10 protein-coding genes, 1 pseudogene and 1 riboswitch are annotated in these 14,654 nt (G+C 63.5%); of the genes and pseudogenes, 7 read left to right on the forward strand and 4 right to left on the reverse strand.

Annotated features, from left to right (window positions below; genetic code table 11):
- Positions 1 to 37: 37 nt before the first annotated feature.
- Positions 38 to 1,033, forward strand: coding sequence for an aldo/keto reductase (locus tag NP534_RS13430; protein ID WP_274099015.1), 996 nt, complete (start codon positions 38 to 40; stop codon positions 1,031 to 1,033).
- 459 nt (positions 1,034 to 1,492) lie between these two features.
- A complete protein-coding gene (locus tag NP534_RS13435) occupies positions 1,493 to 2,680 on the forward strand; it encodes an MFS transporter (RefSeq protein WP_274099016.1) in 1,188 nt (395 codons plus the stop codon).
- A gap of 135 nt (positions 2,681 to 2,815) precedes the next feature.
- Here NP534_RS13435 and tenA read toward each other — a convergent pair whose 3' ends face one another.
- Positions 2,816 to 3,475, reverse strand: a complete 660-nt coding sequence (gene tenA / locus NP534_RS13440; protein WP_274099017.1) for a thiaminase II — start codon at positions 3,473 to 3,475, stop codon at positions 2,816 to 2,818.
- 2 nt (positions 3,476 to 3,477) lie between these two features.
- On the reverse strand, positions 3,478 to 4,125 hold the full coding sequence (locus tag NP534_RS13445) for a TenA family protein (protein WP_274099018.1): 648 nt from the start codon (positions 4,123 to 4,125) through the stop codon (positions 3,478 to 3,480).
- A gap of 79 nt (positions 4,126 to 4,204) precedes the next feature.
- Positions 4,205 to 4,320: riboswitch (TPP riboswitch) on the reverse strand.
- A 243-nt stretch (positions 4,321 to 4,563) separates the two neighbouring features.
- Here NP534_RS13445 and NP534_RS13450 point away from each other — a divergent pair.
- The 4 genes from NP534_RS13450 to NP534_RS13465 all read left to right on the forward strand — a co-directional run bounded on the left by NP534_RS13450 (position 4,564) and on the right by NP534_RS13465 (position 12,468).
- Entirely contained in the window at positions 4,564 to 7,956 is a 3,393-nt protein-coding gene (locus NP534_RS13450; RefSeq protein ID WP_274099019.1) for an Ig-like domain-containing protein, read from the forward strand.
- A gap of 60 nt (positions 7,957 to 8,016) precedes the next feature.
- Positions 8,017 to 9,003 (forward strand): SCO family protein, encoded by a 987-nt coding sequence (locus NP534_RS13455; RefSeq protein WP_274099020.1) that lies wholly within the window; start codon positions 8,017 to 8,019, stop codon positions 9,001 to 9,003.
- 80 nt (positions 9,004 to 9,083) lie between these two features.
- Complete coding sequence (locus NP534_RS13460; protein WP_274099021.1) at positions 9,084 to 11,453, forward strand: putative bifunctional diguanylate cyclase/phosphodiesterase; 2,370 nt, start codon at positions 9,084 to 9,086, stop codon at positions 11,451 to 11,453.
- A gap of 34 nt (positions 11,454 to 11,487) precedes the next feature.
- Positions 11,488 to 12,468: a site-specific integrase gene (locus tag NP534_RS13465; RefSeq protein WP_274099022.1), complete on the forward strand. Its 981-nt coding sequence runs from the start codon at positions 11,488 to 11,490 to the stop codon at positions 12,466 to 12,468.
- On the opposite strand, the gene NP534_RS26710 is transcribed toward NP534_RS13465, so the two are convergent.
- Together NP534_RS26710 and NP534_RS26715 are read right to left on the reverse strand one after the other, a co-directional pair.
- The gene (locus NP534_RS26710) at positions 12,458 to 13,510 is read right to left on the reverse strand and encodes an SMP-30/gluconolactonase/LRE family protein (RefSeq protein ID WP_443201079.1); all 1,053 of its coding nucleotides are present in this window, start codon (positions 13,508 to 13,510) and stop codon (positions 12,458 to 12,460) included. The genes NP534_RS13465 and NP534_RS26710 overlap by 11 nt on opposite strands.
- A gap of 24 nt (positions 13,511 to 13,534) precedes the next feature.
- Positions 13,535 to 14,182: pseudogene (locus NP534_RS26715) on the reverse strand (SDR family NAD(P)-dependent oxidoreductase); the annotation flags it as partial.
- Positions 14,183 to 14,379: 197 nt separating this feature from the next.
- Between NP534_RS26715 and NP534_RS13475 the strand changes: the two are divergent.
- Positions 14,380 to 14,654, forward strand: a 275-nt coding sequence (locus NP534_RS13475; protein ID WP_274099024.1) for a LysR family transcriptional regulator, incomplete at its 3' end; no start/stop codon positions are given.

Consider the following 14,654-nt stretch of genomic DNA (forward strand, 5'->3'; position numbering starts at 1 on the left):
ACCTGCGCCGGGCAATGCCGCCAGAGAGGGCACGCAGATGCAGTATGTCAAACTCGGAAACACCGGCCTGGATGTCTCCCGGCTGTGCCTGGGGTGCATGACATTCGGTGACCCCGATGCCGGTACCCATCCCTGGACCCTGAATGTGGACCAGAGCCGCCCGATCATCCGCCACGCGGTGGAACAGGGCATCAACTTCTTCGACACGGCCAACAGCTATTCGGCCGGCACCTCGGAGGTCATCCTGGGCCAACTGCTCAAGGCGTTTACGCGCCGTGAAGACACGGTGATCGCGACCAAGGTCTTCTACCCCGCGAACATGTGGGAAGGCGCCAGCAAGCCCAACGAGCAGGGCCTTTCGCGCAAAGCCATCTTCAGCAGTATCGACGCGAGCCTGAGCCGCCTGGGGGTGGATTACGTCGACCTGTATCAGGTGCATCGCTGGGACTATCACACCCCCATCGAAGAAACTATGGAAGCGCTGCACGATGTGGTCAAGGCCGGCAAGGCCCGCTACATAGGTGCCTCGTCGATGTATGCCTGGCAGTTCGCCAAAGCCCAGCACGTTGCCGCGGCCAATGGCTGGAGCCGGTTCGTCTCGATGCAGAACTACCTCAACCTGGTGTATCGGGAAGAAGAGCGGGAAATGATCCCCTTGTGCCAGGACCAAGGCGTCGGGCTGATGCCCTGGAGCCCGCTGGCACGCGGGCGGCTGACCCGGCCCAAGGGGCAGGAGACGGCGCGCACGCTGAGCGATGTTTCCGGCAAGTCGTTCTATGAGCGGACCGAAGCCGAGGATGGCCGAGTGATTGATGTGGTCGAACTGATTGCCGCTGAACGTGGCGTACCCATGGCGCAGGTGGCGTTGGCCTGGGTGCTCGGGCACCGCGGCGTGTCTGCACCGATTGTTGGTGCGTCGAAGCCTGGGCACCTTGACGATGCCATTGCGGCGTTGGGGCTTGAGTTGAGTGATGAAGAGGTCATGCGGCTGGAAGCGCCTTATGTGCCGCATGCGGTTACGGGGTTCAAGTAGGCCTTGGTGTAGGGCTTGGGAGGTTCAGCGCCTATGAAATCGAGCGCCGCCGTGCATGCCTTGGGAGGTTCAGCGCCTATGAGATCGAGCGCCGCCGTGCATGCCTTGGGAGGTTCGGCGCCTATGAGATCGAGCGCCGCCCGCGCGGCGCATCGCGACGCAAGGCCGCTCCTACATCTGTTTCGGGCCAGTTATGCCTGAAGCATTGGCGCGCGGCCCCTTGGTGCCTGTCTCAATATCGTATCGTACAAACAAGGCGGTCGCGCGCTAATGCCACAGGCCTCATTGGCCCGAAACAAATGTAGGAGCGGCCTTGCGTCGCGATGCGCCGCGCGGGCGGCGCTCGATCTCATAGGCGCTGAACCTCCCAAGACATGCACGTCGCAGCCTCGACGTGCCTCTCCCTGATTGACTATGATCCCACCTTGAACGTTTCAGCATGTTTCAATAAGGATTCAAATGTCTGTCCAAGAACCACCACCGCTAGCCCTCCCGAAACGCACTGTCGCCAAGATGGAAGCCGCCATGGCCCTGGGCAGCTTTGCCATCGGCACCGGCGAATTCGCCATCATGGGGTTGATGCCGGACATCGCCAGCAACCTGCAACTGAGCGAGCCTGAAGTGGGCCATGCCATCAGTGCCTATGCGCTGGGCGTGATGGTCGGTGCCCCGACGCTGGCGATCCTCGGCGCCAAGCTGCTGCGCAAGCACATGCTGCTGCTGTTGATGGCGCTGTATGCCTTGGGCAACCTGGCCACGGCATTTGCCCCCTCCTTCGGCGGCCTGGTAGCCTTCCGCTTCATCAGCGGCCTGCCCCATGGCGCGTACTTCGGCATTGCGGCGGTGGTGGCATCGAGCATGGTGGCAAACAACCAGCGGGCGGGCGCCGTCGCGCGGGTGATGATGGGCCTGACGTTGGCCATGCTGCTGGGCAACCCGGTTGCGACCTTCCTGGGGCAGTACTTTGGCTGGCGCTCTGCGTTTGTGTTGGTCGGGCTGATTGCCCTGTGCACCATCGCCCTGGTCTGGCGCTTCGTGCCGCAACCGCACGATGAAGTGCGCAGCGACCCCCGCAAGGAACTGCAGGCGTTCGCCCTGCCCCAGGTGTGGATGGCACTGGCCATTGCCTCGATCGGGTTTGCCGGCATGTTCTGTGTGTTCAGCTACCTGGCACCGACCATGCTGCACGTGACCCAGGTGTCGCCGCAGTGGATCCCCTTTGGCCTGGCCGCCTTTGGCGCGGGTGGCATCATTGGCAACATCGCCGGTGGCAAGCTGTTCGATCGCCTGCAGTTCCGCGCCGTGGGCCTGGTGTTGGTCTGGTCGATTGCTGTGCTGCTGTTTTTCACCTTTGCGGCACAATCGCTTTGGACGCTGCTGCTGGGCGTCGCCCTGGTCGGCACCATGATTGCCCTGGCCGCGCCGTTGCAGATTCGCCTGATGGATATTGCCCATGAAGCGCCAAGCCTGGCGGCGGCTTCGAATCATGCGGCGTTCAACCTGGCCAACGCGCTTGGGCCGTGGTTGGGTGGCATGGCCATCACTGCGGGGCTGGGCTGGACCAGTACGGGTTACATCGGTGCGGCTACGGCATTGGTCGGTTTGGGGATTTACCTGGTGGCCCGTCGTATGAAGGGGGGCCATTGATTCAATTGCGGTAGTGGGGGGCTGTGGGAGCGGGCTTGCCCCGCGAACACCGGCGAAGCCGGTGCCATGCACCGTGTTCCCCATTCGCGGGCCAAGCCCGCTCCCACAGGATACGCAGCTTACGGGGGCAGTCTGCTAGGCAGCGCCATCGAGCCCCATCTGCCAGAAGTCGGCTTCAAGGCTCGACGCCTGGCCGAAGATGCCTGCCAGCTCGACGAACCGTTGCTCGGTCATACTGCGCGCCGCCAGTTCATCCAGGTGCTTGCGCGCATTGGCCGCCACGGCCTGATAGCCCTCCCCGGCGTACTCACCAATCCATTCACGATAAGGGTGCTGGCTCAGGTCGCCAATACGCTGCGCCAACGTGCGCCCGATTTCGGCATAGCCGATCACACAGGGGGCCAACGCCACGTGCAGCTCAAGCAGATCGCCAGCGGCGCCGCAATCGAGCACGTAGCGGGTATAGGCCACCGTGGCCTGATGCTCCGGCGCAGCCTGGATATCGGCCTCGGTCAGCCCCCAGCGAGCGCACAGGCGCAGGTGCAGTTCGGTTTCGTCGAGAATCGCCGCCAGGCCTGCCTGGGCGGCACGAATGTCAGCCGGCAAGCGGCTTTTGTAGGCGGCCAGCGCCCAGGCGCGGGCGAACTGGATCAGGAACAGGTAGTCCTGCACCAGGTAAGTCCGAAACGCAGACTCGCTCAGCGTGCCTTCGCCCATCTGCCGCACGAAATCGTGATCGACATAGCGATTCCACTGGCCGGCGCGGGCGGCTTTGAGGCGATCGAAAATATCCATGCTCACGCCTCCCCCTCATACACGGCATCGAAGAAGGCCAGTTCCAGGGCCACGGTACGCAGGTAGAAGTCGGTGCTCAGCTCAGCCTCCTGCGGCCCCACGCGGTCCAGTTCGGCTTGCAGGAAGGCGACGAAGGCCTGGAACGCCGGGTTGTCGTGCAGGGTGATCCATTCGGCATGCACGAAGTGCTCGGGCAAGGGCTTGGGGGCTTTGATTGCCCAGTCCAGGTACAAGCCTTCTGCAACGTTCAGCACAGCCAGCGCGGCGGCATACGAACGGGTGGCCGCTGCTTCGCGCATGATGGCCTTGAAACCTGCAGTTGGGGCAGTGTCCTCGGCTTCTACGCGCTGTGCCGGGCTTACGTCCAGCGCCTCGAAGGCACGCAGGAAATAGGTGTTTTCATCACTCGAAATCATCCCGGCGAACTGGCCGAAGCGCAGGCGCGCCTCGAAGGTGTCGGCGGTCGCGATGGCTGCGCCGAGCAGGGTCAGGAAGCTGTCGAGAAAACGATGATCCTGCACCAGGTAGCGGACCATGATCGGGTCCGGCAGGCTGCCGTCGCACAATTGGGTAACGAAACGGTGCCCGACGGCCGCCGACCAGGTCGGCTCGCTTTGGCGGCGCAGGGTTTGCGTGAAGCGTTCGGTCATGATGCTGTCCTCTGCAGGGGGTGACAGCGAGACCGTTGCAGCTGGCATGGACTGGCCTCGCAGTGAGGCCGGCAAAAAGGCAGGTCGCAAGTCCCATCCCTTCGCCGGCATGATCCGGATCAGGTTCGAAGGGTCACCGCGCTAAAGCATTCAGCGGTTTCTCAGCCCGTTGCCGGGGCTCCCCTTGGTGGCGCACAGGTATACAGCAGGTACGAAGGTGCTGTCACTACCCAAACAGTGGGCATGAGTACCCCGCTTGTGGGGACTTATACCCATTTTTTGACACCCCATTATTTAGCGCGACTCAGGCGCCGCAAGGATTTGTTTAACAAAGCATTACCGAAACGTCTATTGGCACAGCCGTTGCTCAGGCCCCTAAACCAGGCAAAACGCCATTGATGGCTCCAAGCCATTTAGCCGCGAGCGAGGCACAGGGCAATGAAAACACCTGCCGTGATCCACCCAACCAGGCACGCCTTCAGGCTGTCTTCCGTCACCGTGCTGATGCTCGGCCTTGGGCTGATCCCGGCCATGGCCTCCTCCCTCGATGACGTCAGCCAGCCCCCGCCGACCGACCCGTCGGCTTACTCCAATCAGCCGGCCGACCCGAACCCGGCGTTACTCAATTTGTATACCCTGCCGGAAGCCAACGAAGGCTCACTGGAACTTACCGACGGTGCCTACGGCGACCGCACCACCGTGCGCAAGGACAACGTGCTGCCGCCCGCCCTGCAAACCTCCGAAAAATACCCCACCAACGGTAAACCGAGCCCGCTGTTCGGTGCGCAGCCGTTCACCCAGCAACTGCTGCTGTTCGAAGAGTTCGGCCCCGAGAAGCTCGACCCAAGCATCCCGGTACCTAGCCTGACGTTCCCGGTGCCGACCCTCGGCGCCGCGCCTGCGCAAGACCCCAACATCGTCGCCCGCAGCGGCCCCAGCGGCACGGCGCTGGAGGCGTTTCTAAAACAACCTGGCCTGTACCCTTTCCCGACCCAATACGCCAACGTGCTCGACCGCAACCCCTGGAAGGCGCAGATCGAAATGTTCCTCAACCGCCAACCGGTCGGCTCGCCGGCTGAAGGCCGGCCACCAGGAAAAGGCTGGTCCCATCAGCGCTGGAACGAGTTCTACCCCCAGGCTGCATTCAAAACCGCCCAGGCCGGTGCACGCATCAACCTTGGGCTGCGTGACCGCAAGCAACTGCACAACTATGCGGTCGGCGAGTTCGCGCCGGGCGGGCTGTACTACCAGACTTCGGACATCCCTACCACGCTGGGCACCACCAAAGGCATCGACACCCGTTTTCACCCAAGCATGCCCCTGCAGAACCACAAATCGCTGTGGTCGTTCGATGGCACCTTCCCGCCCAAGCTGCTGATGGTGCGGTATGGCCAGTCAATCCTGATGCGCCACTACAACGCCCTGCCGATCGACCCTTCGGCCAACGGTGGCTTTGGCCTGCACACCCTCTCGACCCACGAGCATAACGGCCACTCACCGGCCGAGAGCGATGGCTTTGCCAATGCCTACTTTTTCCCCGGCCAGTACTACGACTACCGTTGGCCGGTCCAGTTGGCTGGCTACGACACGATCAATACCCGTGCCCAGGACCCGCGTGCAGCGTTCCCTTGCTCACCTGGCGAAACCTTGTTTGTGAATGATGCGTCGCCTGGCCTGAAGACCTGCGAAAACGGCAGCATCAAGATTCGTGGCGACTGGCGCGAAACCATGAGTAGCCACTGGTTCCACGACCACATGATGGATTTCACGGCGCAGAACGTCTACAAAGGCAACGCCGCGATGATGAACTACTACAGCGCCCTGGACCGCGGCAACGAGGCCCTGCAGGACGGCGTCAACCTGCGCTTGCCCAGTGGGGCCGGCATGCCGTGGGGCAACCGCGACTACGACGTCAACCTGGTGATCGCCGACAAGGCCTGGGATGCCAACGGCCAGTTGTGGTTCAACCCGTTCAACACCGACGGCTTTCTCGGCGACCAGATCCTGGTCAACTGGCAGTACCAGCCAAAGCTGAAAGTGCGGGCGCGCAGCTACCGTTTCCGCCTGCTCAACGGCTCGGTTTCGCGCTACTTCAAGTTCGCTGTGGTGCGTGAAATCGCTGGCACCAGCGGCGAATTCAAGGGGCCGACCGGTTCCAACCTGTCGTATGCCCGCGTGCCGTTCCACATGATCGCCAACGACGGCAACATCATGGAACACGCCGTGCCGTTCGACGGCACCCTGGACCTCAACGGTGATGGCGACCTCAAGGACAACAACGGCATCCTGCCGGTGCAAGGTATCGCCGAGCGTTACGACATCATCATCAACTTCGCCAAAAACGGCATCAAGGCCGGCGACAAGCTGTACTTCATCAACCTGATGGAGCACCAGTCCGGCAAGGGCCCGAACATGGCCATTGCGCTGGCGGACGTGCTGTCGGAGAAATACAAGGCCGTTATCAAGCAGACCAGCAAGGGCCCGCAATGGGACAAAGGCGACCCGGTGGTGGGCAAGTTCCTGCAGTTGCTGGTACAGCCCTACAGTGGCCAGGACCTGAGCATGGACCCGGTCGCCTATGAACCGGCCAAGCCGGGCAAGGCTGCAGGCCTGAAAATGATCCCGTTGACCCTCGACCGTAATTCCGCAGCCGACCTGGCCAAGCTCAAGGACGCCCGCCACCGCGAGTTCCTCTTTGGCCGCTCCGACGGTACCGATACTGCACCTTGGACCATCAAGACAGACGGCGGCTTCGGCTACAGCATGGACCCACGGCGCATCAGCGCCTCCCCACAACTGGCCAACGAAGCCACGCCAGCTGGCTTCAGCGGCGACGGCACCCTCGAAGTGTGGAAGATCAAGAATGGCGGTAATGGCTGGAGCCACCCGGTGCATGTGCACTTCGAGGAAGGCATCGTGCTCAGCCGCGACGGCAAGGCACCGCCAGAATGGGAGAAATGGGCACGCAAGGACGTCTACCGCATCGGCTCGGAAACCGACTCTTCGGAAGAACTGGATGTGGCAATCCGCTTCCGTGAGTTCGCCGGGACCTACATGGAGCACTGCCACAACACCCAGCATGAGGATTCGTCCATGCTGCTGCGTTGGGACCTGGAACACCCTGGCCAATTCCAGGTGATGCCAACCCCGTTGCCGGGTTGGGACGGCGTAGAATACGTCGCCTCCGTTGGCCTGCCGACCTTCCGCACGGCTGCCCATGACGATGATGACGATGTCAACAAACCGCCAGTAGCCGTCAGCGACAGTGCAGCCACCACCGCAGGTAAGGCGATTACGCTTAGTGTGCTGGCAAACGACACCGACCCCGAGCGCAACCTGCCCTTGACCATCATTGGCTTGAGCCAGCCGGACTCTGGCCAGGGTACCACCAGTACCAATGGCACCACGGTGACTTACACCCCACCGGCCACTGTCGCCACGCCCTTCACCGCCAGCTTCACCTACTCGGCACGTGATACCAAAGGTGCCGAGTCGGTGGTCCCGGCCACGGTCAGCGTTGCAGTGAGCCCCGCAGCACCCGTCGACGTTATCCAGGTCAGCAGTGCCTCGGTGCAATTGCGCAGCGGCAACCGTTACACCTGGGAGCTGATAGGGACTACCTCGATCGCCACGGGTAACAGCATCAACGTGTCGGTGGCAACCACCAACGGCCCGCTGAACCTGGGCGCGGCCACGCTGACCGCAGCCACCACCGGTGCCCGTTGGCGGGTGTCAGTCACCACCACCGGCTACGGCCCGGCAACGCCAGCGACGGCGACCGTGAAATCGACGCTGGGGCAAAGCGTGACGGTGCCGATCAGTTACAAGTAATCGCTTGGCGAAACGGGGCTGCGGCGCAGCCCCACTGGCTCACCTTCCGAGGCATGCATCATGACCGGCTCATGGCGTGTTCTGCTCGTGCTGTCGCTGTTCGCTGCCAGTGTCCCGTTCTGGCCCGTGCAGCCCCAGCAAGCCCCTACCAACGAAGCTGCTACGCCCTGGGGCGCCGACTACTTCCCCAATACCCCCCTGCTCACTCAGGATGGCGAAAAGGTCCACTTCTTCGACGACCTGATCAAGGACAAGGTCGTCGCCATCAACTTCATCTTCACCGGTTGCTCCGATTCCTGCCCGGTTGAAACCGCCCGCCTGCGCCAGGTGCAGAAGATCCTCGGCGACCGCGTAGGCAAGGATATATTCCTCTACTCCATCAGCATCGACCCCTACAACGACACCCCCGCCACCCTCAAACGCTACGCCGAAAAATTCGCCATCGGCCCCGGCTGGACCCTGCTCACCGGCGAGCCCGACGACATCGAGCAATTGCGCAGAAGCCTGGGCCTGTACATAGAGGGCCTGGAAAACGGCCGCTCCAAAGACCACAACCTGAGCCTGATCATCGGCAACCAGGCCACCGGCCGCTGGATGAAAGCCTCGCCCTTCGAAAGCCCCTACATCCTCGCCGACCGCCTGGGTAACAGCCTGCACAACTGGAAACAGGCCAGCGCCATGGCCAACGACTATGCCCAGGCGCCGGAAGTGCGCTCGCCCAGCAGTGGCGAGCAGATCTTCCGCACCCGCTGCTCCTCCTGCCACACCTTGGGCAACACCGAGCCCGGTATGCAACAGGGCATCGGCCCCGACTTGCTGGGGGTAACACGCCAACGCGATGCCAGCTGGTTGAGCCGTTGGCTGAAAGCACCAGACCAGATGCTTGCACAGAAAGACCCGCTGGCCATGCTGCTTTATGAGCAGTACAACCGCCTGGCGATGCCCAACATGCGCCTGGGCGATGCCGAGGTCAGCGCATTGATGGCCTATATGGAAGAAGAAACCACGCGCCTGCAGACGCCTTTGGCGGATACGGCAAAACCTTAGAGGCAATTGGCCATCAGTCATTAGCCTGTCATCTTGCTGTCGTATTTTGCCGGCATCACCCTGGGTCGGGACCCTCCGCCGTGATTCGCCGCTCGCTCTCTTCTGCAAGCCTTCTGCGCCTGATGGTCCTGATGCTGTGTGCAGCCACCCTGGCCTTTCTCTGGGGGCTGCACGTTTCGCAGAAGGCCGCCGCACGCCAGGATGCACTGTCGGCCAAGGCTGCCGAACACCTGAACCTGGCCAGCATCGTCGCGCAGAGCCTGCGCCAGCTGGTCGACCGGGCCCAGGCCGTGGGCCGCGTCACCCAGGGCGACATGAAGGCGCTGCGCCAGGGCAACGCCAGCCTGGCGCGGCTGCTCGCCGAAGACCCGGTGTTCAAACGCATGAGCCTGTACGACCGGCAGGGTCGGCTGGTGTCGGCCAGCCATGCCGACGAGGCCGCGACACTGCCTGAAGACTGGCTGCGCCAGTTGCAGTTGCACGTGGCCCGCTATGGCTTCAAACCCTTCCTGCCCAGCGCCGAAGCGCCCGGCATCAACGCCATGCCCAGCTGGCGCCTGCCGTTCGTATTGCCGCTCACCGACCTGCCTGGCCGTGAAATCGACAGCATCCTCGTGGTGCAACTGGACATCGGCTACCTGGCGGTACTGTTCCAGCACATCGACCTGGGCAGCACGGGCCTGATGCGCCTGCTGCAGGACGATGGCCAGGAACGCCTGCGGATCGACGCCAGTGGTGTGCTGATGGCCGCAGACAACCTCGAGCCCGGGCTGCCACAAGCGGGGCCAGACGCCGGGGCGCTGACCCAGTACTCACCCGGTGGCGCCTACCAGAGCCTGTACCGGCGGGTTGCCGAACGCGGCTTCAGCGTGGTGGTCAGCCAGCGCTACGAAGCGATTCTTGCGCCCTCGACCCTGGCCTACGCCCGCCAGTTCTGGCTGAACCTCAGCATGACCCTGATGATTCTCGCCAGCCTGGCCTGGACCTTGCGCCTGCTGCGCAAACGCCAGGAAGCGTTCAGTGCCCTGGAGCATGCGCAACAGGTCAACCAGCAACTGATCGAGCGGCTCGAGGAGGCCCACCGGCGCAGCAGCCATGCCGCCGCCACCGATCACCTCAGCGGCCTGCACAACCGCCGCCAGTTCGTCGAGGTGGCGGGGCTTGCGCTGACCCGACAACGGGGCCAGCGCCGGCTGATGGCGATCCTGTTCATCGACATGGACCGTTTCAAGTCGATCAACGATTCACTCGGTCACAAGATCGGCGACCTGCTGCTGCAAGCCGTGGCCGGGCGTATTCAGCGCCTGCTGGAGCCCGGCGACGAGGCCTCGCGCTTTGGCGGTGACGAGTTCGTGGTGCTGCTGGCCGGGCAGCGCAGCGAAGAGCAGATCAACGCCTGGGTACGCGAACTGGTGCAGAAACTCTCGGCCACCTATGCCCTGGATGGCCAGGAGGTCAACACAAGCCCCAGTGTCGGTGTCAGCATCTGCCCACGCGATGGCCAGGAGATCGACAGCCTGATCCGCTGCGCCGATGCCGCCATGTACTCGGCCAAGCAGGCCGGGCGGGCCCAGTACCGTTTCTTCGACCCCTCGCTGAACCTGGTTGATATCCATGCCTTCACCCTCGAACAGGCCTTTGGTGCAGCCTTGGCAGAGCACCAGTTCGTCCTGCACTACCAGCCGCAGATCCGCCTCGATACCCACCAGGTGCTGGGCTACGAGGCTCTGGTGCGTTGGGACCACCCTGAATTCGGCCTGCTCTACCCCGACCGTTTCATCGACCTGGCCGAGCGCAGCGGCTTCATCATCGAGCTCGGCTGGGAAGTGCTGCGCCTAGCCTGCGAGGCGCTGGCCCGCTGGCACGCCCAGGGCCGTGAAGCGCGCCTGGCGGTCAACGTCTCGGCGCTGCAACTGCGCCAGGCAGACTTCAGCACGCGGCTGTTAAGCCAGTTGCAGGGGTACGGAATTGCCGCGCAACGGCTAGAGCTGGAGATCACCGAAACCACCATCCTCGACCCCGAGGGTACTGCAGTCAGCCACTTGCACCGCCTGCGCGACGCGGGCCTGGGCATCAGCCTGGACGATTTCGGGCGCGGTTATGCGGGCTTTGCCCACCTGCATTCGCTGCCGTTGAGCAAGTTGAAGATCGACCGCTCGCTGATTGCGCCGCTGTCCAACAGCCATGACGACAGCCCGATCGTCTCCTCCACCATCATCCTGGCCAAGCGCCTGGGCCTGGAAGTGGTGGCCGAGGGCGTGGAAACCCGCGAGCAAGTGGTGTGCCTGAAGCTCGCCGGTTGCGACATCGCCCAGGGGTATCACTTCAGCCGCCCGCTGTCGCCAGCGCAACTGCTCGACTACCCGCCCTTCAACGGCATTGAGGACCTGGTGGCAGCGGGTTCACCCGCGTATACACTCGAAACCAGTGCCATGGGCCACAGCGGCTAAGTGTGCCAGGACAGGCCCGCCGATTCGGTTTATCGTGTCACCACTGAATACCGGCTACCGTACCATGACCGACATCGAGCGCTACGTCCGCGCCGCCACCCGCGACAACACGCGGCGCAGCTACCAGGCTGCCATCGACCATTTCGAGACCCTATGGGGCGGCTTTCTGCCGGCCACTGCCGAGGCGGTCGCCCGCTACCTGGCCGACCACGCCGAACTGCACGCCGTGAGCACCCTGCGCCAACGCCTTGCGGCCCTTAGCCAATGGCATATCAGCCAGGGCTTCCCCGACCCGACCAAGGCACCGCTGGTGCGCCAGGTGCTGCGCGGTATCCGCACCCTGCACCCGACCCCTCCGAAGCAGGCCGCACCGCTGTTGCTGCAGCACCTGCAGACGGCGGTGCAGTGCTTCGAGGACGAAGCTCGCCAGGCACGCGAAAACCATGACCTGACCGCACTGCGCCGCGCACGTCGCGATGCCGCGTTGCTGTTGCTGGGATTCTGGAGAGGGTTTCGCGGTGATGAACTGGCCCGGCTGCGCATCGAGCATATCCAGGCCGAGGCGGGTGTCGGCATCACGCTGTTCCTGCCGCGCAGCAAGGGCGACCGGGAAGCGCTTGGCGTGCAGCACCGCACGCCGGCACTCAAGGCGCTGTGCCCGGTCACCGCCTACCTGCAATGGCTGGAAGTAGCCGGCATCGCCCATGGCCCGGTGTTTCGCAAGCTCGACCGCTGGGGCAACCTCGGCGACGCGCCGCTCAACAGCAACAGCCTGGTCGGCCTGCTCAGGCGCATGCTGGAGCGTGCCGGGGTGCCGGCGGCGCTGTACACCGGCCACTCCCTGCGCCGCGGTTTCGCCACCTGGGCCACGGCCAATGGTTGGGAGCTGAAGGCGTTGATGAGCTATGTGGGCTGGAAAGACGCCAAGTCGGCGCTGCGCTACATCGATGCAGCGCAGCGCTTTGGCGAGCTGGCCGTGTTACCGGCCAGCCGGGTGCATCAGCTCACTCCTTGAAGGCGTGGCGGTGGATGCCAGCGATCTCCGGGCGAATGGCGTAGAGGTCGCCGGCATCCGGATAGTGCCGCAGTTCAACCGCGTTCATGCCGAAACGCGCCGTGGTGATGTACAAGGTGGCCATGCCTTCGCCGCCAAAGCAGCAACTGGTCGGGCGTGGCACCGGCATCACCACCTGGTCGGTCAGGTGGCCGTTACGGTCGTAACGCAACAGGCAACTGCCATTGAACTGGCAGACCCACAGCCCGCCCTCACGGTCCAGCGCAATGCCATCCGGGCGGCCCAGCTCGGCGGGGGTTTCGGCGAACAGCACGACCTCGGCCAGGCGACCTTCCGGCAGGTATTCGGCGCGGTAGATGGAACGGGCGACCGAGTCGACGAAGTACACGGTATGCCCATCTTCCGACCAGGCCAGGCCATTGGGCAGTGCCATGCCGTCGTGGATCACCTCGTCGCTCAGCTGTGCATCGAAACGGAACAAGGCACCGGTATTGCCGCTCGGCGCTTCGTCCATCAGGCCGCTGACAAAACGCCCCTGGGGGTCGCAGGCGCCATCGTTGAAGCGGTAGGTGGATCGCGGATGGACCGGCACGGAACACTGCCGCACCTTGCGCGCGTTCACGTCAAGAATGGCGACGCTGGAGTCTTCGGTGAAGATCAGGTTGCCCTTGTCGGTCAACGCCAGAGCACCAATGCGCGCCGCCGATTCATACAGGCTCTCGACCTCGCCGTCCGGGTTCAGCCGGTTGATGCGCCCACCGGAGATGTCGACGAAGTACAGCGCGCCGCTTCGCGCGTCCCAGACCGGGCTTTCGCCCAGGTCGGCACGGGTGTTGGCGACCTTGACCGGCACATAGTGGCATTCCTTGATGCGGCTCCAGCGTTCGGCCACTTCCTTGAGGTTGCCCGCCTGCACCCGCGCCAGGTCGCGCGGGTAGCTGACGCCGCTGTTCTCGGTGAAACGGGTGGCGGTGAACTGCCCGTTGCTGGCGCGCAGGATGTACCCCGTGTCGCGGCACAGTGAACTGGCCAGGTACAACACCCCCGGCGTGACCCATTCGGGCTTGAGCTCATCCGGTGCGTCGGCAACGCCCCACATACGGGTCTTGGCCACCGGCGAGATGGCATTGACCAGAATGCCGTGCGCCTGCCCTTCCATGCTCAACGCGTTCATGATGCCGACCTGGGCCATCTTGCCGGCCGAGTAGGCCACCAGGCCGGGCTGCGAATAGCGCTGGTACATGGCGCGGTCCGAGGTGGTCAGCACCACGCGCGGCGCCGCCGAGTGCTTGAGGTACTTCCAGGCATGCTTGGCCAGCCACACCGGGGCGTGCACGCTGATGCCCAGCGCACGCTGAAGAAAGGCTTCTTCCTGCGCCTCGATACCCTGGTAATCGACCCAGCCGGCATTGTGAATGAGGATGTCCAGCGCACCGAAATGCTCGATGGCCAGCTCGATCAACTGCTGGCACTCACGTTCGTCTTCCAGTTGCCCGGCATGGGCGACCACGTTGTAGCCCTTGGCCTGCAAGGCCGCGAGCGCCTGGTCCAGTGCTGACGGGTCTTGCCCTTGACCAGCGCGGTCAGTCCCCAGGTCGCTGATCACCACCCGGGCACCACGCTCGGCCAGCGCCATGGCGTAGGCCAGGCCCAGCCCTTGGGCGGCACCGGTAATGATGGCAACTTTATTATTGAAAGGGTCTGTCATGGGCATTGCGGGGCACCTTCAGATTCTCCTTTTTTACGATAACAATAAAAAAATCAATGACTTAATATTAAAAGCATGCAACTTTGATATCTCAGGGATATCACCGGGCTTTGTCACTCGGGTGCCACGCACTATGATGGCCGCCTTGCAGGGGTGGCCCGGCCGCCTTCCGGGCACCCTGCATGTCGATGAAGGAACGTAGAATGATCGAAACACGTTTGCTCAGGCAGTTCATTGCCGTGGCCGAGGAACTGCACTTCCACAAGGCTGCCATCCGCCTGCACATGGCGCAGCCGCCCCTGAGTCAAGCGATCAACCGCCTTGAAGAAAAGCTCGGCTTCAGCCTGTTCCTGCGCAACAAGCGCGGGGTCAAGCTGACCGCCGCCGGCATGGCCTTCCTGGAAACCGCCTACCGCACGCTGAAGGAACTGGAGCAAGGCATCGAGTACGCGCGCAATGTTTCCGAGATCGGAAGAGC

Source organism: Pseudomonas sp. 39004 (genome assembly GCF_028682155.1).
In the GTDB taxonomy this organism is placed as follows: Bacteria; Pseudomonadota; Gammaproteobacteria; order Pseudomonadales; family Pseudomonadaceae; genus Aquipseudomonas; species Aquipseudomonas capeferrum.